Source organism: Aliiglaciecola sp. 3_MG-2023 (assembly GCF_030548205.1).
Classification (GTDB): domain Bacteria; phylum Pseudomonadota; class Gammaproteobacteria; order Enterobacterales; family Alteromonadaceae; genus Aliiglaciecola.
This window is the reverse complement of record NZ_JAUORV010000003.1, coordinates 145,865-167,601: the sequence shown is the minus strand read 5'-3', so window position 1 is coordinate 167,601 and position 21,737 is coordinate 145,865. Positions and strand designations below refer to the sequence as shown.

Here is a 21,737-nt window from a genome sequence, read left to right as displayed (position 1 = left end):
CTTAAATCGAATATTTAAAGTTAACTGATACAAAGTCGCGATCTGAAAGTGCATTCGAGTTACCAATACCACCCCAGTAACTACTGTAGCCCACTGCGGCTGAAAATTTGCTTAAATAGTCAAACTCGAAGGTTAAATTCGCTGATTTCACATCTTCTGTAAATAAGAACAATGGATCAGGTGTTGTTCCTTCTACATCGTGAGAGAAGGTTGCTCGCGTTCTGAGGTTTACACCAGAAAACACATTGTTAAAGTCGGCTACTGCTAAAATACGATAACCCCAAGCATAATCAGTTGGGAATGGGTTCGTTTCAGGTCCATTAGATAAACCAATGTGTAACCCTTCTCGTGTGGAAATAATATTACCACTTTCATCGCGTAAAGGCTCTAAAGAAGCAGTCCTAGATGTACCAGGGCCATTTAACCTAATCACGTTAGGATCAGGCATATCTTCGATACTTACATACCCTACTTCGCCAAGTAAGATTAAATTATCCGTTCCCCATGTAGGACCAAATACGTGGGTGGTGGTTAATTGCATCTGTATGGTATCTGACACCACAAAGCCTTCGGCAGTTTCCCCGGGGCCTACTGAACGACCTATGTTACCCATTTGCGAAATACCAGCAAAGTCGGGACGTATACCCGCATTTGCTAGTTGCTCAGGCATTGCGGTATAGAGCAGTTCTACATCATCAATTTGTAAAGGCTCGTCAACACGATAGGCGATTTCCCCGGCTAGGGCTGTTTCACCTACATTGGTGTTAAAGCTAAAACCGTACAATTTAATGTCTTCAGGATACATAAACTGACTTTCCGTGAACGCTTCTAAAGACGTAATATTGTCGCGGTCAATTTCATTTGCGGCTAAAAAGGCCATATCTTGGGCAATACCAGCAGCAGTAAAATCTGACGTAGTTCCTGATATAAGCGGACGCTGACTATGGTAATTAATATGGTAAATACTGAATTCCGTATCATTTAAATCAGCAGCATAATAAGACATCTTAATTCCGTACTGACCTTGGTCATCCGCATCCGTATGGGCGGCATCGCTATACCCTCTTACGGCTACCTTGGTAGGATAGGCTAAATAAGCCGCTGCAATATCTGATGGGTTCGCTCCGGCTAACAATGCGGAACGCAATCCATTTAAACTATCGAGTAAGAAGTCTAAATTGATATCTGGGTTACCGGTGAATCCCAACTGGATATTTTGTGCCTGACCGCCCTCGCCTGCAAAATCATTGGTGGCGAAGTAACTCCCTGCTTGTGGCAATCTGCTGCGTTCCCACTCATATTGATAATATGCGGATAAACTGAGATTTTCTGTTAACCCCAAAGACGCAAACACCATTCCGACAGGAATGAATACTTCTTTTAGCTCTGCACCAGGCGCTAGTGCTCGGGTGACATCCACAGGGTTAGTGGTGTTGATACCATGTTGAATGAAGGTACTTTCGCCCCAACTAACAACCTGATCACCGATGCGTATGGTTACCGGTACATCACCAATATCAAAATCGGCATAGAAAAAAGCATCTAGCAGTCTTACATCTGAGCATAACTCATCAGATGCTTGAGATGCTGCACAAGGATCTTGAGTTTGTCCTGTAATCGGATTCGCCCAGTCTCGTGTGCCATCTTTTAATTCAAAATCATAAAAATACAAGCCACGGGCAAAAAAGCCCATGTTGTCATAACGGATATCTAATTCATGGGTACCTTTGAAAACCGTTGAAAAAGCTTCGCCTTTATCAAAGTTTAAGTTTCCTAAGTCTCCATTTGTTGAATAAGCGCCATCTGCGTTTGCCCATACATCAGCAGAAGCATAAGTAACGTTGGTCGCTGCATTGTAACCACTCCAGTCAAAATTGGGATGGTTACTGTTTCCTATTAATGAAAAATCACGTTCTTCAACTCGAATGCTTGTTCCTAGCGAGAAGTTTGAGTCAAAGTTTATCGACCAATCTCCTTTCTCCCAGGATGCAGCATTTAGATTTACGGAAGTCATAACAGACACGGCAGCTATGCTAAGTGCAAGCGGTGACTTTTTAAACTTCAAAGGTCCACACTTCATATTTTAGTTCTCCCTAGTCGCCGAAAAATGCATGCGACTTTTATTTAGTATCAAAATATTCACAAAATGATTACATCATTTAGGCTCGATAGCAAGAAGAAATCGTACCAGTTAAAAAAATGTAAAAACTCACCATTATCAATAGGTTAAAATTCAAACAATTGATAACTGCGAATTATTAGGTTATTTTTTCAAATGAAAAGACTTTGTTTTCAGAGGTAATTATAAGACGAAAACGGCCATTTAACCCGAGCCTAGTAACAAAAGGCCGTAAATTAAAGGTAGGGAGTTGGATACGTTCACCACTCTCAGAATATAAAATAACTGAGTTATTTGTAGACAAATAAAGCTTCTCACACATTTCGTAAGAAGCGTTTAAATTAAAGTAATAGGTTCGCATAGCTTTTTAGAAACTGAGGCTTTTACTTACTTTTTCGTATACATCTTTACTTAAATTGGGAACAGCTAACAAACGTGTTAGTTGGTATTTCATTAAATCAGCACGAATTTCATCCATTTTTTGCCATTGTGTTAAGGGAGTCACAATTCGCGCAGCAACTTGCGGGTTTCTGGCATCTAATTTTAACAGATAATCGGTCACGTATTTATAACCTGAACCATCAATAGCATGAAAACCCATGGCATTGTAAAACGCAAAAGTACCTATAACGGAACGTACCCTGTTAGGATTATCATGATTAAACTGTTTATGGCTCATGAGTAAATCTAGACGCGATAAAATATCAGGAATTTCGCAACTTGCATGTAATGCAAACCATTTGTCTAAAACTAACGGATCATCGGCCCATTTTTGTTCAAACTTGGCCATTAATATTTCGAAACAAGGTAACACAGCAGCTTGCGCCGCTTTTAAGGCCCCGAGGGAGTCCGTCATGTTGTCTGATGAATCAAATTGTTTACTAACAAGGGAATTGCCCTGCTCTGTTTTGGCTAAGTAATACAAACATAAATTTCTTAGTTTACGTTTATTCACTTGCTCAGATTGATAAGCATAACCAGAGTGTTGAGTAGACTCATATACTTTTAAAAATAACTCAGAAAATGTTTCTGCGATATAGCTTTCTAATTCCTTTCTAGCTTGGTTGAGTTCAACCACATAATAACGAGTGACTTGTTGGGCAAGGGTTTCGATACTCGGTAAGGTTAACATTTCAGCGATTAACGCTAAGTCAGAAGAAGGTTCTATTTGGCTGAGTAATCCATCGATTAGCTTGTCGATGGATTTCGAACTAACACTGAGCTTTGAGCTGGCTGGGGTTTTACCGTGGAGATATTCGCTAAACAGGGTTTGTGTGGCATCCCAACTAGAAAAGCCATCTTGGGCAGACAAGGCAATTTCTAATAAAGCCTCAACAGTATAATCAAACTCAAGTTTCACCGGTGCAGAGAAGTCCGTCAATAGTGCCACCGTAGGTTTTTCTTTGAACCCAGATTTAACCATTGTTTGCTGTTTTTGTTTGAGATTGAAAAGTTCAACTGCGCTTTCTCCGCTTTTATCAAGCAGTTCTAATCGGACTGGGATATGCAAGTCTTGCTTCTGTTTCTGATCCGCTGTTGCGTTGTTTACTTGCTCAAATTCAAGACTATAGGTACCGTCTTGCTCATTAAAACTTTCTCTAACTTTAACTATGGGCGTTCCGGATTGCCCATACCAACGTTTGAATTGTGCTAAGTCTATCTGGTTTGCATCCTGCATTGCACTGACAAAGTCATCACAGGTCACTGCTTGTCCATCATGGCGTTTAAAGTACAAATCTATACCATTCTTAAACCCTTGCTGACCGAGTAACGTGTGCATCATGCGAATCACTTCAGCGCCCTTGTCGTAGACAGTTACCGTATAAAAGTTATTCATCTCTATGACTTCATCGGGACGTATGGGATGAGACATGGCACTGGCATCTTCGGCAAATTGATGTTCACGCATCACTTTGACATTTTTAATTCGATTAACCACTGGAGAGCTCATATCCGCGCTAAATTGCTGATCACGGAAAACCGTTAAACCTTCTTTTAAGCTGAGTTGAAACCAATCCCTACAGGTGACGCGATTGCCTGTCCAATTATGAAAATATTCGTGAGCGATAACAGATTCAATATTGAAAAAATCTTCATCGGTTGCAGAGGCACTATCGGCTAACACATATTTACTGTTAAATACATTCAGTCCCTTATTTTCCATGGCCCCCATATTGAAAAAGTCTACTGCTACAATCATGTAAATATCCAGATCGTATTCCAGGTCAAAAACTTGTTCATCCCATTCCATGGCTTTTTTGAGAGAGGCTAAGGCGTGATGACCTCTGTTTGCTTTTCCTTTATCTACAAATAGCTGCAACAAAACCTTACGGCCTGATGTGGTTTTATAATGATCTTCGAGCAAATCAAAGTCACCAGCAACTAACGCAAACAAATAACACGGCTTTTTAAACGGGTCGTGCCATTTTACCCAATGACGACCATCTTCTAGTTTACCACTATCAATTTTGTTGCCGTTTGATAATAAATACGGATACTCTTTTTGATCTGCGTAAATAGTTACAGTGTATTCAGCTAATACATCTGGTCGGTCAATAAAATAGGTGATTTTTCGGAAACCTTCAGCTTCACATTGGGTACAGTAAGCATTAGCCGTTTTATACAGGCCTTCCAGAGAACTATTTTCAGCGGGGTTAAGTTCTGTATAAATTTCTAAATAAAAATCTTCAGGTACGTTTTCAATGATTAAGGATGTTGCAGTTTGCTCATACTTTGTAAGGCTATTACCATTTAATTTTACATCAATTAAAGTTAACTCTTCACCATCTAATACCAATGGATGCTGATGCTCACCATTACGTTTAATGCGCAATTGACTTTTAATTTGCGTTTTTGGTTCTTCGAGTTTAACGGACAAATCCACCGTTGAAATGAAAAAATGGGGCGCTTGGTAATCTAAACGGCGCTTAGCTTTAATAACACGATTATCGGACATACTTAGACCTAATTAAGAAGACAAAAATATCAGCTATCTGAGGTACTTATACTAACCTTTGTTGATAGCCGATTCTGCGTATGCAGGCATTGGAACTCTGAGAATTTTAATGCCTAAATAGGCATACACAATAGCTAAAACTGGATTAATAAGATTGAAAAAAGCATAAAAAAGATAGTCTAACGCACTTACCCCTAAAACGCCGCTCATATAAGCACCACAAGTATTCCAAGGGATCAGCGGTGAGGTTAAGGTTCCACCATCTTCTAAACTTCTAGATAGGTTTAATTGGTGCAACCCTCGTTTTTCGTATTCATTTTTATACATTCGACCAGGCATCACAATTGCCATGTACTGATCTGCGGTGATCACATTGGTTGCAAAACAAGTTAAAATTGTTCTGGATATCATGTCACCGGCAGATTTAGCGCCGACTAAAATAGCACTTACAATTCGCTTTAACAGTCCTACTTTCTCTAAAACAGCACCAAAAGTCAGTGCACACATGATTAACCAGATTGTATTTAGCATACTGGACATGCCACCACGACTTAATAAGTCATTTAGTACATCACTTTGTGTACTAAAGTTTACTCCAGCATACAAAGCCGTCCAAACAACGGTGATACTAGCAACGATGCCATCACGGCCATCTGTGGCAAAGTCTTGTACTACTTCAGGTTGAAATACTGCTGCCCATATACCACCCAAAATAGCGCCTATAGACACGGCTGGGAAAGCGGGAACCTTTTTCAACGCCAACCCCAACAGAACGAGCAATGGAATAAGCAAATGTATGCCTAAATTAAACTCCGAAGCCAATAGATTTTGCATATCCAAAATACTTTGCGCTGAAGATTCTTGACTAGAATTGAAGCCTAAGAAAGTAAAGAGTATTAATGTTAGTACTATGCTCGGTACCACTGTCCACAACATGTACTGAATATGTTCGAATAAGTTTGTACCAGCAATTGCTGGTGCTAGGTTTGTGGTTTCTGATAAAGGTGATATTTTATCACCAAAATAAGCGCCAGACACCGCAGCCCCAGCAGCTATGGCCTCAGACATGCCCATGCCATTGGCTACCCCCATTAAGGCAACACCTACAGTAGCAGCTGTGGTCCAACTGCTGCCAATGCTCATCGCCACAACAGCACAAATTAAACAGGTGGCAGTATAAAATAATGAGGGGTTAAGTAATTCTAGGCCATAATAAATTAAAGTCGGCACTGTACCGGATAGCATCCAAGAACCAATTAATGCCCCCACGGCTAAGAGAATGAGTATGGCACCAAGGGATAGGGATATCCCGCTAACAATCCCCTCCTCGATTTCTTTCCACGTGTAACCATTTTTAATACCAACGGCAGAGGCGATAAACATCGCAAATATCAATGCTATTTGGTTTGGTCCGTAGGATGAATCACTTCCATACCAATATACAGACGAACATAATAGACAGACTAAAATGACGATTGGAATGAGCGCATCAAGAATAGTTGCCTCTTTAACAACTTTTGGTTTTGTGTTCTTGTCCATTTAATTGATATCCCTATCCGGTAACTGAGCGATAAAACATGATGAAAATAACCACAGGGCAAACAAATTTCACGTACCAAGGCCAAATTTTCCAGAATAAAGAATGCTCCGCATTGTCATACCCATGCTTTAGTTCAGCTAAAATCTGATCCCGTCTCCAGACCCATCCAGCAAAAAGACATAAGGCTAAGCCTAATAAGGGTTGACTGTATTTCGTGGTCAAACTAATCACTAAGCCAAATAGGCTAGCAAAGTTAAACACAATTATTGAACTTGCCACAAAGACACAAAGGGCTAATAACCAAACCGCTTTAGTACGCTTGACTCCCTTACTTTCAACTACATAGGCCACAGGTACTTCAAGCATTGAAATAGACGAAGTTAGAGCGGCAATTACCATAAGAGCAAAAAATGCAAAAGCGACAAAAATGCCAACAGAGCCCATAGTGTCGAACAACGCAGGCAACACAGTGAATATTAAGCTGTCACCTTCTATGAGCGCCCCACTATCGGAAAAAATTTGTACACCGTTATTTAGGGCGACGTACATTGAAGGGATTATTAGCATGCCAGCAAGCACAGCAACACCAATATCAACGAGTGCCACCGACGCCCCGAGGGACGGTAAGCGTTCATTTTTACTGACATATGATCCATACACCAGCATAGTGCCCACGCCAAGGGACATAGAGAAAAACGCTTGCCCCATGGCATTAATTAATAAGGCTGGATCCATAATACGACTGAAGTCGGGTACTAAGTATGCTTTCCAGCCCTCAATCGCGCCTTCTTGCAGGGATACATAAACGATTAGAAGCACAATGATAATCATTAAAGTCGGCATTAAACGTACAGACCAGCGCTCTATTCCCTTACTAACGCCTCCGGTTACTATTGCCGCCGTTAATATTAAAAATATACCTGAAAATAATAAGTTACGGAGAATAGACTGATTAGTTAACCAACTAGATAAGTCATCTAACCCTAATAAGTGGGTTATGGTTTCAAGAAAAAATGCCAACATCCAACCTGCAACAATGGCATAAAATGCAAGAATTAATGAGACTGTAACAAAACCCCACGCACCCGTTGCACGGCCTAGTTTACTGCCGGATATTTGCCCCAATGCGTCGACCATATTTGCCCTAGTGGCACGACCGATTATCAATTCAGCCATTAAAACTGGATAGGCCAATAGAAAAGCTAAAACAACGTAAACTAATACAAATGCTGCTCCTCCATTACTAGCGACTTGAGTTGGGAAACCCCAAATATTACCTAATCCTACAGCTGAACCAGCTGCAGCGAGGATAAATCCAAGTCGAGAAGAAAACTCTCCACGTGCGTTCATTCCTTACCCTTTTATTATTATTGTATTTAGCTAATTTTTTTAGCCATTTTAGGAATACTATACTAAACCGTCTCGACCTCAAAATAATCCTATTTTGAGTTTAACTGACTGGTTTAAAACTAGCCTGTTGTCGTGTATGACGATTCATCCAAAATATGTATTTTTGTTAAGTTTCAAAGCCTGCGAATTAAAAACTCACGGTATTGATGTTATAAAAAAAGGGCTATTAAAAATAGCCCTCATCATAAAATCTTAGATCACTTGGTTTCTGAATGAGACGCATACATTCCTGTAGAAACTAGATCGAACGTAATACTCGCGGCTTCATCAAGGAATGGATCAATTTCCGCCATGTCTTCCGGCAAATCATCAAGTTTTTCAACTTTTTCTTTTCCTGCTCTGACTAAGCGTTCATTTGCTCGTTTAAGACGCAATGTTTCTTGCTCTTCTTTTTCTTTGATACGCTCAGATTCAACTAAAGAAATTGTCTTTTTATCTTTTTCTTTTTGATAGCGTTGAATATCTTCGAAAATATACGCAAATTCAGGATCATTTTTAATACGTTTTAAGTGATTCTGTTCCATCACGGTCAATGCACTTGAGGTATCACTAAAGGTTGAGTAATTCACTCGTTCAATGCTATCCCATGGGAGTGCATTCTCTTCTTGGCTTTCACCCCAATCATCAGGGTCTATTGCTGATGGAAATTTAATGTCAGGAACGACACCTAAGTTTTGTGTACTACCACCGTTGATACGATAAAACTTAGCAATAGTATACTGAATACTGCCCAATGGATTGCTGTAAAGGTCGTAAATACGACCTAATGGACGGTGACGTTGCACAGTTCCTTTACCAAAGGTTTGTTCGCCTAGCACTACTGCACGCCCATAATCTTGCATAGCGGCTGCAAAGATTTCTGAAGCTGAAGCACTGTAACGATCAACAAGCACTGTTAACGGGCCATCATAATAAGTGATGCCATCTGTATCTTTTTCGGTTCTGGTGCGACCTGATGCATCATGAATCTGCACTACGGGTCCTTGATCAAAGAACAGACCCGACAGTAATGTAGCTTCGGTTAACGAGCCACCGCCATTACCACGTAAATCAACTACAATACCTCGAACTCCCTTTTCTTTTAAATCAGCAAGTTCTTTTTTAACATCTGTATGCAAATTATTGTAAAAAGAAGGGATGGTAATGACACCGAGTTTTTCGCCAGCGTGCGTGCCCTTTTCCGGTATATATACTTCTGACTTGGCAGCTCTATCTTCTAACTTGATTTTATCTCGAGTTAAACTCACCACTTCAGGTACATTAGATTCTGACGCGCCTTTTAAGACTTGCAGCTTAACTACACTTCCTTTGGGGCCTTTGATTAAGTCAACCACTTCATCTAAACGCCATCCGATAATATCGACAAAATCATCTTTTCCTTGGGCTACACCGACAATTTTATCTTCTGGTTTGATTTTTTTCGATAATTCAGCAGGGCCGCCAGGCACTACACTGCGTATTACCGTATAGTCATCTTCACTTTGCAAAACAGCGCCTATTCCTTCAAAGGAAAGGTTCATTTCCATATCAAAGCGGTCTGTACTTTGCGGTGACAAATAACTTGTATGAGCATCAACACTGCGCGCAAATGAGTGCATTACAGTTTGAAAAACGTCTTCACTTTTAGTCTGTGAAAGGCGTTTAATCGCGCGCTCATAGCGTTTGGTTAATAGATCTTTAATCTCTTCCGCCGTTTTCCCTGCCAATTTTAAATTTAAGGCATCGTATTTTACACGTTGACGCCACAACTCATTTATTTCTGCAGTCGACGCTGCCCAAGGAGCATCTTCACGATCAAACTCTAATGAATCGCCTTTTTTCTCAAAATCGAAAGGTTTATCAAGTAAGGTAATCGCGTATTCAAAGCGTTCTAATCGACGGGTTAAATTTAAAGAATAAATACTGTACGCGTCGTTTAAGTTGCCTTGGGCAATGGCCTCATCAAAATTTAATCGATACTTTTCCATTGCTTCGATATCGGATTTCAAAAAGAAATTACGATTGAAATCTAATGTTCTGACATAACGGTCGAATGTTTTCGCAGACAAGTTATCGTCAATTTTAATCGGCTTATAATGGGAACGTAACAAATGCGAACTTATTCGCTTAGCTGATGCAGAATGCTGAGACTCTTGCACTAGACTAGGAATGTCAACAGCTTCGCTTGAGGAATTAACTGCGATAGCGCTAGCACTTAAACAAAACAATGCGCTATAAACTGAAGCGCGTACAAATTTATTCATTTTACTACCTCTTAGGTCGAGCTAAGCGCAAATTATCAGCTTGCACTTTCACTATCATACCGGTTTGCAGTTGGACGTGAACTTCATCTTTTGAGATATCGGTAATGGTCGCAGGAAGTGGGCTCTTTCCAACCTTAACGGTAACTTCGGTCCCTACCACTAAATGTGATTCTGTCAATTTTTCAGGTGGTGGTTGTTTAATTTGTTTGTGTTTTGCCGATTTAGTTCCCTTGAATTGCCCTTGATTTTGCTTATCACGCTTTTCCTTAGCACCTTTTTTCTCAGGTTTTGCTTTAGAAGCGTTGTTTAATTTACGCTTTTCAGCCACTTTAGCTTTGCTTTCAGTTAGCTGCTTTAATGCGTGATCAGCATGTTCTTTCTCTATGGCATCTCCTTGATTACCATCAAGATCTATTCGAAAACTCCCCTCTTTTACACTATGCAGATAGCGCCAGCTATTGGTGTAATGTCGGAGTGAGGCTCGCAATAACGTTTTACTTATCCGCTCGTCTTCTTTTAAACGTTCAGAAAGTTCTTGAAATATACCTATTTTTAAGGGTTTCGCTTCACCTTCTAATGAGAAACATTTAGGGAACGTTTGCGCTAAAAAAGTGATAACTTCTTTGCTATTCGAAAATTTTTGTTGGTTTTCCATTCAATCTACTAATTAATAATTTTGTTCATAATCTTCTTCGTGTTCTGCATCATCCCAAGTTGCCAACAATTGGTCAACCCAGTCGTGCAAATCCGCGTCGTCGATTTCCAAAAGGTAACTGTCTTCATGCCAGTTTACCCATATGTGATGTAGTATTTTTTCCAAACGGCTTGTGTCTATGTCTTCATCGGCAAGATCATAAGCCATGTGTAAAATTGTGTTTAATCGTTCTGCCGCTTCTTCAGCTTCGTCATCCCAATTTTCAAGATCAGCGGGGGTTGCTAAAACAACATGAACATCTACAAGACTTTTCACACTATTGTCTCTTGCAAAAGATCGACAATCTTTTGTAAGCCCAAGCCATCTATAGAGTCAAAACGCGCCAACGATGGACTATCAATATCTAATACACCGATTAATCGCCTCCCTGATAGAATGGGAATGACGATTTCAGAGTTGCTCGCCGCATCACAAGCAATATGTCCTTCAAACTGATGAACATCGGTTACAATTTGAGTGGTTCGATGGGCTGCAGCACTTCCACAGACTCCTGCTCCCATTGGAATTCGAATGCAAGCAGGTTTGCCCTGAAACGGACCTAATACTAATTCGTCACCATCAACTAAATAGAATCCAGCCCAATTAATGTCCTCTAAACTCATGAATATTAATGCACTTAAGTTTGCTAAATTAGCAATTAAGTTACGCTCATCTTCTATTAGCGCTTGTGCTTGCTTTGCAAGGCTTTGATAAAAATCAGCTTTTTCTTGATCTGTAGTCATCTTTACCTTCAGGCTATTCGCCTTTGTTTGTGACGAGTCTATATTTAACTGGATTTTAACCTTCAATCATTAGAATTTCAGCGATTTTTTTACGATTTATCTTTTTTCGGCGGATTAAAATGATTTTTTGGAGAGATTAAGACACTTAATCTCTCCAAAAGTAGATTGATGAACTCAAGTCGTTCTAACTAAAAAATAAGTACAAAAGCGTTACTTAAGTATTCTAAAAGACAGGGTCACAGTCGCATTTATTTCGTTTAAACCAGGTAAATATTGTGCTGCTTCATTAAATACAGAGAGTGAACGTGCGGACGGCTGCGGTGTAGGTTGATAACTCGATGTTTCTTCAACATTCACAACGCTACCTAATTGAATACCTAGGTTTTTAGATAAATGCTTAGCACGTTGATGACCATCTGAAATCGCCGCTTCTAGGGCATTTAGATAAGCCTGCTGTTGATCTTCAACTTCATAGCGAAATCCGTCGATTCTGTTGACTTTTAAGGTGAACAGCTCTTCTAAAATAGCTGGATAATTTTCAAATTTTCGCAAGGTCACATTAATATTGCGACTAAATACAAAACCTTTTTGAATATTTGATTGTCGTTCCCGTTCATACCAGGGATACAAACTTAATGACATAGCTTGAATGTCTTGCTTAGCCACTTTGTGTTTAGCAAGGACAGACAATATTTTGTTGGTTTTAGCGTTGACCAATTCATTTAACACCGACGAATTGTCACCTTTTTCCTCAACGGCAATGGTGAACTTTAAGATATCGGGTGCTTGAAAAATACTTCCTTGCCCTCTCACCGTAATAATATCACTGCGAGACTCATGGGCCGATAACATAACGCTGTTAAGCATTAATAGACAAATTAGTAATTTACGCATTTTAATCTAATCCTTTTTTGGTGATAATTGCGGCTCTATCCATTATAAAACTGACTTTAATATACTTTTCTTCTTCATTGCCCCAAATACAAGAATAGGTGCCAATCACTTCTTCGCAATTATCAGCTTTTCCCAAAATCATCTCTACATCAGATTTGACCATCCCCATTTCAACCCTATCGTAGTTTTCCAGGGTTACTTTTGAACAGCCTACAAGCAAAATACTAATACTTGAAAACATGATTAATTTACGCAACATATCTTTACCTTCCAAAATCTCTAAAGCATAACCCTTAGTTTAACCAAAAAACCAATAAGCCACCAAAATTGCTGTAACAATTCCCGCCAAATCAGCAGCAAGACAACATGCAACAGCATACCGACTATGTTTAATCCCAACCGCTCCTAAATATACAGCTAAAATGTAGAACGTGGTTTCTGTTGAACCTTGCAACACCGATGCTAGGCGACCTGCAAATGAGTCGGCGCCATGATGTTGCATAGTTTCAATCATTAATGCTCTGGCACCAGAACCGCTCAAAGGTTTCATTAATGCGTTGGGAATTGCATCAACAAATCGATTATCTATCCCAATAAAATTTACACCGTTGGCGATAATTCCCATTACCATGTCCAGTAAACCGCTGGCTCTGAGCATACCAATGGCAAACAACATTGCAATTAAATAAGGGATCAGCGAAATAGCCAATTCAAATCCTTTTTTAGCTCCTTCAACAAATAATTCATAGCAATTTAGTTTCTTTTGAGCACCAACACTTAACACTATGATAATAAAAGTGAGTAATAGTCCATTGGCCGCAATAGATGATTGATTTGCCATTTGCTGAGCAGTTAAAGTGGAAAAATAAATAATCAGCGCACCTAAAATCGAAATCACCCCAGCGGCATAAAGAAACACCACACGGTTAAATAAATTAATTTTTTGCACCCACGATGTCACTAATAATCCTATAAAGGTTGATGCAAATGTAGACAAAAGAATCGGCATAAATACGTCTGTTGGATTCGCTGCGCCTTGCTCTGCTCGATATAAGAATACGGCAATGGGAAACAGTGTCACAGAAGATGTATTCATGACCAAAAAGATTATTTGCCCATTGGTAAGAGTGGATTTCGCTGTATTTAAGCTTTGCATGTCTTGCATTGCCTTTATGCCAAAAGGCGTTGCAGCGTTATCTAGTCCCAGCACATTTGCCGATATGTTCATAGTAATACTGCCAATGGCGGGATGCCCTTTGGGTATTTCAGGCATGAGACGGCGTAAAAGTGGTTCTAACACTATGGATAATTTGGTGACTAATCCGGAACGTTCTGCAACTTGGAAAATACCTAACCAAAAAGCTAATACGCCAATTAAACCAATGGAGATATCGACACTTAACTTGGCCATAGCATAAATGGCATCCATCACCTCTTTAAAGCTACCTATATTATTATTAAAGATAACCTGCCAGAGTGTGGCGATAAATGCCGACAAAATGAATGCTAACCAAATTCGATGTAACATATTGACTTATGAGGTTGATTGAAAGTAAGTAAATTACCATAGAATCAATATGATGAAAGAAAATCCTGCCTATTGTTCGGTAATAGACAGGATTTTTATCGTTTTCGTGGGCAAGGTTTAAATCAGCTCGAAATTAACTAACTGATTTTAAAACGGCTTGTAAACTTTCAATACAGTAATTAACGTTTTTCAGATTCGAACCATAGCCCATCAGACCAATTCGCCAAACCTTTCCAGCTAATGAACCTAATCCTGCACCTATTTCTAAATTATATTCATTGAGTAAGATCTCCCTTACTTTGGCATCATCGACGCCATCAGGGATACGAACGGTATTTAATTGAGGCAGGCGATATTTTTCTTCAACAATAAATTCAAGACCTAACGCTTCAAGGCCTTCCCTTAATTTATTGTGCATGTCTTGATGACGTTGCCAAGCGGCCTCTAAGCCTTCTTCTTTAAGAATGATAAGGGATTCATGTAACGCGTACAGGCTGTTCACAGGCGCGGTATGGTGATATGCACGTTTAGTTCCTGCTCCCCAATACCCCATTACTAAATCCATATCGAGAAACCAACTTTGAATGGGAGTTTTTCTGGCTTTAATGGCATCAATGGCTAATTGACTGAAAGACACCGGAGACAAACCAGGCACGCAGGATAAGCATTTTTGAGTACCTGAATAAATGGCATCGATTTGCCATTCATCAACTCTTAATTCACATCCTCCTAGGGAGGTAACCGCATCCACTAAGGTTAGACAGTTGTATTTTTTAGCCAGTTTACACAAAGCTTGAGCATCATTTTTAACCCCTGTAGAGGTTTCTGCGTGTACAAAGGCGACAATTTTAGTGTCTTTGTTTTCTTCCAAGGCTCGCTCTAGCTTTTGAATATCAGTGGGTTTACCCCACTCATCTTCCACCATGACCGCAGTGCCACCACAACGAATGACATTTTCTTTCATGCGGCCACCAAACACACCATTTTGGCAGACTATCACTTTGTCACCGGGCTCCACTAAATTTGCAAAGCAGGCTTCCATACCTGCAGAACCTGGTGCAGAAACAGGCATGGTGAGTTGATTTTTTGTTTGAAAGGCATATTGAAGGAGCGATTTAATCTCATCCATCAAGTCAATAAACTGTGGATCTAGATGCCCTATTGTCGGTCTAGATAAGGCCGTCAGAATTTTTGGATCAACATCTGAAGGACCAGGCCCCATGAGAGTACGAACCGTCGGGATAAATGATGTAGCATTTGAAGTCATAAAATAGATTCTCATTAGGTTAAAACGGCCATAGTGTTACAGTTGATTTAAGAAACAACAAGATCAGCATATCCAACATTCACAAAAAGAATGCAATCACTGCTCTTCATTTCCTAAATTACTTTAAACGTTGGTAAGACTAGAGATTATCTTTTATCCCCCCTTGTGGATAACCTGTATACAAGGAAGGTATAAGGTGTGGGTTAAGTGATAATTATGAACTACTGACTATGAAAAGTGGACGACTAAATCACTGATATTAAGCTATTTTTAAATTTAGTTGGTAAATTTGTTTAATATTTCGGCAAAGTTGTTCTAAACTAAATATTCAAATCAAATATTTTGATTTTTGAAGACTTCTCCCTGAAGAAGTTTAGTTAGCGCAAGGCTCTTTTGAAGAGCCATTCCCCTAAGCCCGGCACTAGAGATAGTACCGGGCCTTTTTTAAATGCCAATCTTAACCACGCTATTCTTTAATCAGATTGCATATATAGTGCTTTGCGTTATTGACGTAATGTTCCGCAGAACCTTTTAGCATTGCCTGTTGTTTTTCACTCAACGTTTTAACAACTTTTGCTGGACTGCCCATAACCAGCGAACCGTCGGGTATTTCCATGTTTTCGGTGACCAAGCTATTTGCGCCAATTAAGCAGTAGCGACCAATTTTTGCTCCATTTAGTACCACAGCATTAATACCAATTAAACTGTAGTCGCCAATTTCACACCCATGCAACATCACTTTGTGGCCAACCGTTACACCTTTACCTATTGTTAAAGGGATATCGTAATCTGTGTGTAATACGGAACCGTCTTGGATATTCGTATCTGGACCAACAGTTATTTGATCGCAATCACCACGAATGACTACGTTGAACCAAATACTGCTATTTTCTGCCAAATTAACAGACCCAATTACATGGCTGCCGGGCGCAATAAACGCACTTTCTGCAACGACGGCTTTGCGTTCGCCTAATGAGTAAATCACATTGACTCTCCTATTGTGTTTTTATTTATCTAGTTGTCGCATCAAACCTTCTTGCATGGTTGAAGCTACCAACACGCCTTGTTGATTGAAAAATTGACCACGAACTAGACCACGTACTCCGCCGGTAAACGGACTTTCAGCCACGTACAATAACCACTCATCGAATTTAAAAGGCTGATGGAACCACATAGAGTGGTCGATAGTTGCCATCCTAAGTTGTGTGTTCCTAACTGAAATACCATGGGGTTGCAAACAGGTCGCCAGAAAATGGTAATCTGACGCATAGGCCAACATGGCATGATTTAAATTTAAATTATTCTCAACCACTTCTTGAGCTCGCATCCATATATATCTCTTAGGTTCTGTTTTAACAGGTTGCAATGGATCAATGGTTTGTACGGTTCTGCTGTCTATGGGCTTATGATAACTAATTGCTTCTTGCATGCGCTCTGAAATCTTGTCTAATGCACTTTTAAAAAAGGTTAAGTCAGATTTCACTTCCTCTGGTGGAGGCACATCTGGCATATCAGCGAACTGATGCTCTAAACCTTGTTCGGGAGCTTGGAAAGACGCCGTTAAATAGAAAATGTTTTTACCATTTTGAATGGCTTTAACGCGACGAGTTGAAAAACTTCTACCGTCTCTGACATTTTCAACTTCATACACCACTGGATAATTGGCATCTCCTGGTAGTAGAAAATAGGAATGAAACGAATGGGATATCCTACCTTCTGGCAACGTATTATGAGCGGCAGCTAACGCTTGCCCCATAACTTGACCACCAAATAAAGCGCGAAAACCAAGATCCCAGCTTTGCCCTCGATACAATGAATCTTCAATTTTTTCTAACTGCAATAAAGACTTTAAAGTCACTTCTGCCATGCAATACTCCCCGTTGTTTATTGCGCTAATTTGTTTTTAATTTTTTTGGATGAAATTTTTCTGGTAAACCCGAAGCATGTTCAAAGTAACGCGTGTCTTTATACGGCAATTTCATAAATCCTGAAATCCCTAATCCTTCTATTTCTGGCACTAACTCAATTATGGTTTTTAATAAGGCTTTAAATTCCTTCTCCATACTGTGATCAAGTAAGGTGTAATAACTGTGTATTTTCAAATTCGTTGGTAATGCTTCAAATATTATACAGCCAGTATGATGAATATTATTTAATTGCCGAATAATGACCATCATTTTGTCAGGTAGAACTAGCAGCTCATCCGGGTCTTCGCCATCTTCAAAGTAAGAATGATTACGACTTTGATCCTCTGTTATCGAGGTGTGACTTAATTCATAGGGGATTTGCATGTCAGTTTCAGCTTGATAAGGTATGTTTTCACTATCTCGTTCTATGTGCAAGGTATCGCGTGCATTGAACATACAGCTTTTAAACACCCCTACTCTGTGAATAGCCCTCGCTAAGGTGATAACATTGTTTACGGATACATCAAATGAACGTTTCAAGGTCGGATCATACAAATTTAAACTAGAGTCAATATAAACGCCCTCTGGTTGCCACCTCAGCACTAAACCACCTACAACGGGATATTTACCTAGTCTCCCTACTGCAGAGATAAAGGCTTTTTCGGTCTCTCCCATTCCCTGCATGTAATTTTTGTAATAACGTTCGAATTGCGCATCGTTTACATAATGTAATTCAGTAGAAATATCACTATTTTCAAGCTTTAAAAATGAACGCCTTGAGCTATATACGACGGTATCGATGTCTTTTTTCTTGGCAAAACTCCAAGTGGGGATAAGTGCAATATGTTCATTTACATCTGATTTGGCAAACACAACATTTTTCATGAATTTCATATTTTTCATAAAATAGTCACCGCCCAATCGACGTTTATCAGCATCATCACTTAACATCGCAGTTAGCACCTCTGACAACTCTTTTGGCAATCCTAATGAGTTAGGCGTGATAATATGCCGTCCAAAGCGACTAGATTGGCCAGACGCCAACGCATAAAGTGTGCTCGCCAAACCTTGTTCATCAAACCTCGGACTAGATAACTGACCGTTTAATTGTTCGTCACCAATGAAATATACATCTCCAAGACGTGCGTTTGTTTGTTGCAAATCACTAGACATTAAATCCATAACATTGTTGGCAATATATTGTCCTTGGTGATCCATTTGCGCAAACACGCTGGATCCCCAATCGATTAAACCGATGGTTTCTGTGTGCTCATCAAACACAATATTAGAAGGTTTAATATCACCGTGCACGATTGGTTTAGTTGTGCCTTGCTCTTGATGTTGGCGTAAAAATAACAAAATATCGCAAAGTTGAGCGGCAATTTTAGTGATCAGTCGCGCTGACAATGGACCTTTTTGTAGGGAGTAAACTTCTAAGTCAACACCTTTAGCTCTTTCCATCACCAATATGGCTTGCTTTTTAATTCGCTGAAACTCGATTAGTGAAGGTACATTGGGATGTTCAACCTGACTTAGCATAAATGCCTCGTCTTCCAGCTGTTCCTGAACATGTTGAGGCAGGTTAATACGCGAGAACTTAAACACTAATTGATTTTGGCGAGGATCACTTCCTGCAAATGCAAATCCAAACGCGCCTTTACCGATAAGCTCGATGTTACTGTAACCAAGTAACTCGAGTTGCTCTTTACATAATTTGATCCAATCTTTTAATTTTTGAGCATCTTTATGAGACAAAAGATAAATCGATTGTTCATCTGGAATATAAAAATGTTTTAGATCAGCAACCGTCATCTTAGGTGACCTTAGTTAGTCAGGCTTTTTCAGCCACTCAACGTAGGCTTTGCCAGGCACTTTGTCTGGAGTTAGGTGGGCTAATAATTCAGGCAGTAGGTCGTTTAAATCAGAATCCAGTTGCCATGGCGCATTCACAATTATTAAACCAGAGCCATACATACCCGCATCTCCTGTATTTTGTGTAATCTGCATTGCAACATTGAGTACACTTTTACAGTCAAACTGAGCAATTTCGTCGAGCATTTTTTCACTTAATCCAGCTTTCTGACCTGCTCGACTGGATAAAAGAGGATACCAAATAGCGAAAATCCCCACCGACCATTTTGTTATTGCCTTTTTGAGGGTCGTCACAACTTGCTGATATTCACTGGCAACTTCATAGGAGGGATCGATCAGGACAAGACCTCTTGCTGGAGTTGGCGGTAAAATGGCTAGCAACCCTTCATATCCGTCTCTGTGATGAACACCAATGGTTGCCAAACTGCCATAAGCAGATAGATTGGTTCGCAAGTTGTCAATTTCAGTATTGTGTAATTCCATACACACCATCTTGTCTTGCTCACGAAGCATATTGGCTGCGATAAGTGGCGAACCAGGGTATTGATTAGCAGTGATGAATTCAATTGTGAGCTGTTGATATTCTGCAATACCCTGTTGCTTCGACTGATAATCTTGAATGGCCGTGATACCACTTTTAAATTCTTGGGTTTTTTGGGCCTCTTCACCTTTTAGTTCATATAAACCTGCGCCACTATGGGTATCAATATAGATCGCAGGTTTGCTTTTCATTTTCAGTTTTTTGATGATCAACATCTGGGTAATATGCTTTAAAACATCAGCATGATTACCTGCATGAAAACTATGACGATAACTTAACATCTCAATCGTTACTTTTATAACTGTACATCAGTCAATGATACTTAAATAAGGCGCTACCACCAAGGTTTAAAAACCATCTGCTATATTGGTAAAATATGGCAAACCAAAAAATTAACTCAATTCAGTCAGCATACGGATTGGGTTTTCCAAGTAGGACTTCCACAGGTTACTAAACTTCAGCATAGTTGCGCCGTCAATAATGCGGTGATCTCCAGACCAACTGATGTGCATAATATTCACTGGGATCACATTATCATCTGCATCAAACCTGGGTAGTCGTTGTATTTTGCCTAAAGCAACGATGGCGCTTTCAGGTTTATTGATCACCGGTGTTGCTGTGGTACCTCCAATTACGCCGACATTGGAGATACTAATCGTCCCGCCTTTTAAGTCTTGATTAGACAGTTTACCTTCTCGAGCTAAGCCTACTAAACGTTCAACTTCTTGGGCAACTTCAAACAGTGAGAGGTTTTCAACGCCTTTAATGTTTGGCACCAGTAAACCAAGTTTTGAATCAACAGCAATGCCTATATTGTGTTGTTTTAAATAGGTTATCTCTGTGCATTGGGGGTTAACTTGGCTATTAATGATTGGAAACTGTTTTAACGCCAAAGAGAGGGATTTAATGAAAAATGGCATCATACTTAACTTAACGCCTTTTTCTGCAAACTCTTTTTTCAGATCTCGACGCACATCCATTAACCTATCCATTTCAATTTCTTCACTCACACTAAAGTGAGGAATAGTGTATACAGAATCAGTCATTTGTTTAGCCATTATGGCTTTGATGCCACGAATGGGCTCAACCCTATTATTGTGTTGCGAACTTTCTTTAAGATTGGCTTGGGTTACATTATTATCCGTTGGGTTATCGTTTTGTTTCGATTCTTCATTGTGGTTGATTTTATTCATGTGAACGGCAATATCTTGTTTTAACACGCGCCCTTTTTTACCACTTCCCAATACACTGGCTATATCAATGTTATTTTCTCTGGCTAAGCGGCGAACGGCAGGACTGGCTAAGGCTTTCTTTTTAATTGCTTGTTGTTCCGGCGCGCTGCTTTTCTCATTTTGATTCTGTTTTGTCGCTTTATTCGAATCCTCGTTAACATTACGGTGAGTCTTTTCCCCCTCAGCGGTGTTAAGTGAATATAAGGGACTATGGACCTTCGCAATGTCACCTTGTTGATAGTGTAATTGATTAATGAACCCTGAATATTTTGCTGGGATTTCAACCAAAGCCTTGTCAGTCATAACCTCTACCACGGCTTGGTCTTCTTCTACTTTTTCACCTTCCTCAACTAGCCATTTTACGATTTCACACTCAACTATTCCTTCACCTATATCGGGTAGAATAAAATCGATGATTTGTTGAGACGTCAAATCAGATTCCGAGGAGTTGGTTTGCTGAGTGAGCTTTTCGCTGTTAGGTGTTGAATTTTCAGTATTAGGTTGTTCACGGGCGTCATCCTTAGAACTGTTTTGAATATTTTGCTTATCTTCAATGTCTCCATCTAACGCAAATAAAGGTTCATGAACCTTAGCCACTTCCCCCGCTTTGTAATATAACTTGCTCACTTTTCCAGCGTGCATCGCTGGAATTTGAACAGTGGCTTTATCTGTCATGACTTCTGCAACGGGTTGGTCTTCTTCTATCAAATCCCCTTCTTTTACTAGCCACTCTAAGAGTTCACATTCTACAATTCCTTCGCCAATATCAGGCAATATAAAGTCGTGCATGG

18 protein-coding genes are annotated in these 21,737 nt (G+C 39.8%); all 18 read right to left on the bottom strand.

The genetic code is table 11. The features are described 5' to 3' along the window. Position 1: 1 nt before the first annotated feature. Complete coding sequence (locus tag Q4574_RS04470; RefSeq protein WP_303472016.1) at positions 2 to 2,080, bottom strand: DUF1302 domain-containing protein; 2,079 nt, start codon at positions 2,078 to 2,080, stop codon at positions 2 to 4. Positions 2,081 to 2,258: 178 nt separating this feature from the next. Then, a complete protein-coding gene (locus tag Q4574_RS04465) occupies positions 2,259 to 2,480 on the bottom strand; it encodes a DUF2835 family protein (protein ID WP_303472014.1) in 222 nt (73 codons plus the stop codon). 6 nt (positions 2,481 to 2,486) lie between these two features. Continuing rightward, positions 2,487 to 5,075, bottom strand: coding sequence for an aminopeptidase N (gene pepN / locus Q4574_RS04460; protein ID WP_303472012.1), 2,589 nt, complete (start codon positions 5,073 to 5,075; stop codon positions 2,487 to 2,489). 51 nt (positions 5,076 to 5,126) lie between these two features. Next, positions 5,127 to 6,614 carry a Na+/H+ antiporter NhaC gene (gene nhaC, locus Q4574_RS04455; RefSeq protein ID WP_303472010.1) on the bottom strand — a complete coding sequence of 496 codons (1,488 nt, stop codon included), beginning with the start codon at positions 6,612 to 6,614 and terminating at the stop codon, positions 5,127 to 5,129. 13 nt (positions 6,615 to 6,627) lie between these two features. Further along, positions 6,628 to 7,965, bottom strand: coding sequence for a sodium-dependent transporter (locus Q4574_RS04450; RefSeq protein WP_303472009.1), 1,338 nt, complete (start codon positions 7,963 to 7,965; stop codon positions 6,628 to 6,630). Positions 7,966 to 8,222: 257 nt separating this feature from the next. Beyond that, on the bottom strand, positions 8,223 to 10,268 hold the full coding sequence (gene prc / locus Q4574_RS04445; RefSeq protein WP_303472008.1) for a carboxy terminal-processing peptidase: 2,046 nt from the start codon (positions 10,266 to 10,268) through the stop codon (positions 8,223 to 8,225). Positions 10,269 to 10,272: 4 nt separating this feature from the next. After that, positions 10,273 to 10,923: an RNA chaperone ProQ gene (gene proQ, locus Q4574_RS04440; RefSeq protein WP_303472005.1), complete on the bottom strand. Its 651-nt coding sequence runs from the start codon at positions 10,921 to 10,923 to the stop codon at positions 10,273 to 10,275. 12 nt (positions 10,924 to 10,935) lie between these two features. Beyond that, entirely contained in the window at positions 10,936 to 11,238 is a 303-nt protein-coding gene (locus Q4574_RS04435; RefSeq protein ID WP_303472003.1) for a hypothetical protein, read from the bottom strand. Next, the gene (locus Q4574_RS04430) at positions 11,235 to 11,705 is read right to left on the bottom strand and encodes a GAF domain-containing protein (RefSeq protein WP_303472001.1); all 471 of its coding nucleotides are present in this window, start codon (positions 11,703 to 11,705) and stop codon (positions 11,235 to 11,237) included. Before Q4574_RS04430 ends, Q4574_RS04435 begins: the two co-directional genes overlap by 4 nt. A gap of 210 nt (positions 11,706 to 11,915) precedes the next feature. After that, complete coding sequence (locus tag Q4574_RS04425; RefSeq protein ID WP_303471999.1) at positions 11,916 to 12,599, bottom strand: SIMPL domain-containing protein; 684 nt, start codon at positions 12,597 to 12,599, stop codon at positions 11,916 to 11,918. Position 12,600: 1 nt separating this feature from the next. Beyond that, the gene (locus Q4574_RS04420) at positions 12,601 to 12,858 is read right to left on the bottom strand and encodes a DUF3862 domain-containing protein (RefSeq protein WP_303471997.1); all 258 of its coding nucleotides are present in this window, start codon (positions 12,856 to 12,858) and stop codon (positions 12,601 to 12,603) included. Positions 12,859 to 12,897: 39 nt separating this feature from the next. Further along, positions 12,898 to 14,127: a nucleoside recognition domain-containing protein gene (locus tag Q4574_RS04415; protein WP_303471995.1), complete on the bottom strand. Its 1,230-nt coding sequence runs from the start codon at positions 14,125 to 14,127 to the stop codon at positions 12,898 to 12,900. Positions 14,128 to 14,260: 133 nt separating this feature from the next. Beyond that, entirely contained in the window at positions 14,261 to 15,394 is a 1,134-nt protein-coding gene (locus tag Q4574_RS04410; protein ID WP_303471993.1) for an alanine--glyoxylate aminotransferase family protein, read from the bottom strand. A 466-nt stretch (positions 15,395 to 15,860) separates the two neighbouring features. Further along, positions 15,861 to 16,379, bottom strand: a complete 519-nt coding sequence (locus Q4574_RS04405; protein ID WP_303471990.1) for a gamma carbonic anhydrase family protein — start codon at positions 16,377 to 16,379, stop codon at positions 15,861 to 15,863. Positions 16,380 to 16,400: 21 nt separating this feature from the next. Then, positions 16,401 to 17,261, bottom strand: coding sequence for an acyl-CoA thioesterase II (gene tesB, locus Q4574_RS04400; protein ID WP_303471988.1), 861 nt, complete (start codon positions 17,259 to 17,261; stop codon positions 16,401 to 16,403). A 25-nt stretch (positions 17,262 to 17,286) separates the two neighbouring features. After that, positions 17,287 to 19,113 carry a protein kinase gene (locus tag Q4574_RS04395; protein ID WP_303471986.1) on the bottom strand — a complete coding sequence of 609 codons (1,827 nt, stop codon included), beginning with the start codon at positions 19,111 to 19,113 and terminating at the stop codon, positions 17,287 to 17,289. Positions 19,114 to 19,128: 15 nt separating this feature from the next. After that, positions 19,129 to 19,995, bottom strand: coding sequence for a 23S rRNA (adenine(2030)-N(6))-methyltransferase RlmJ (locus tag Q4574_RS04390; protein ID WP_303471984.1), 867 nt, complete (start codon positions 19,993 to 19,995; stop codon positions 19,129 to 19,131). Between the two features lie 111 nt (positions 19,996 to 20,106). Then, entirely contained in the window at positions 20,107 to 21,735 is a 1,629-nt protein-coding gene (locus Q4574_RS04385) for a dihydrolipoyllysine-residue acetyltransferase (RefSeq protein WP_303471982.1), read from the bottom strand. Positions 21,736 to 21,737: the final 2 nt, after the last annotated feature.

Bases quoted from the DNA above. Each gene is read 5' to 3' on its own strand.
- Q4574_RS04420 (WP_303471997.1), bottom strand. From the start codon at position 12,858: ATGTTGCGTAAATTAATCATGTTTTCAAGTATTAGTATTTTGCTTGTA.
- Q4574_RS04385 (WP_303471982.1), bottom strand. From the start codon at position 21,735: ATGCACGACTTTATATTGCCTGATATTGGCGAAGGAATTGTAGAATGT.
- nhaC (WP_303472010.1), bottom strand. From the start codon at position 6,614: ATGGACAAGAACACAAAACCAAAAGTTGTTAAAGAGGCAACTATTCTT.
- tesB (WP_303471988.1), bottom strand. From the start codon at position 17,261: ATGGCAGAAGTGACTTTAAAGTCTTTATTGCAGTTAGAAAAAATTGAA.
- Q4574_RS04430 (WP_303472001.1), bottom strand. From the start codon at position 11,705: ATGACTACAGATCAAGAAAAAGCTGATTTTTATCAAAGCCTTGCAAAG.
- Q4574_RS04415 (WP_303471995.1), bottom strand. From the start codon at position 14,127: ATGTTACATCGAATTTGGTTAGCATTCATTTTGTCGGCATTTATCGCC.
- Q4574_RS04410 (WP_303471993.1), bottom strand. From the start codon at position 15,394: ATGACTTCAAATGCTACATCATTTATCCCGACGGTTCGTACTCTCATG.
- Q4574_RS04450 (WP_303472009.1), bottom strand. From the start codon at position 7,965: ATGAACGCACGTGGAGAGTTTTCTTCTCGACTTGGATTTATCCTCGCT.
- prc (WP_303472008.1), bottom strand. From the start codon at position 10,268: ATGAATAAATTTGTACGCGCTTCAGTTTATAGCGCATTGTTTTGTTTA.
- Q4574_RS04395 (WP_303471986.1), bottom strand. From the start codon at position 19,113: ATGACGGTTGCTGATCTAAAACATTTTTATATTCCAGATGAACAATCG.
- Q4574_RS04425 (WP_303471999.1), bottom strand. From the start codon at position 12,599: ATGCGTAAATTACTAATTTGTCTATTAATGCTTAACAGCGTTATGTTA.
- proQ (WP_303472005.1), bottom strand. From the start codon at position 10,923: ATGGAAAACCAACAAAAATTTTCGAATAGCAAAGAAGTTATCACTTTT.
- pepN (WP_303472012.1), bottom strand. From the start codon at position 5,075: ATGTCCGATAATCGTGTTATTAAAGCTAAGCGCCGTTTAGATTACCAA.
- Q4574_RS04390 (WP_303471984.1), bottom strand. From the start codon at position 19,995: ATGTTAAGTTATCGTCATAGTTTTCATGCAGGTAATCATGCTGATGTT.
- Q4574_RS04470 (WP_303472016.1), bottom strand. From the start codon at position 2,080: ATGAAGTGTGGACCTTTGAAGTTTAAAAAGTCACCGCTTGCACTTAGC.
- Q4574_RS04465 (WP_303472014.1), bottom strand. From the start codon at position 2,480: ATGCGAACCTATTACTTTAATTTAAACGCTTCTTACGAAATGTGTGAG.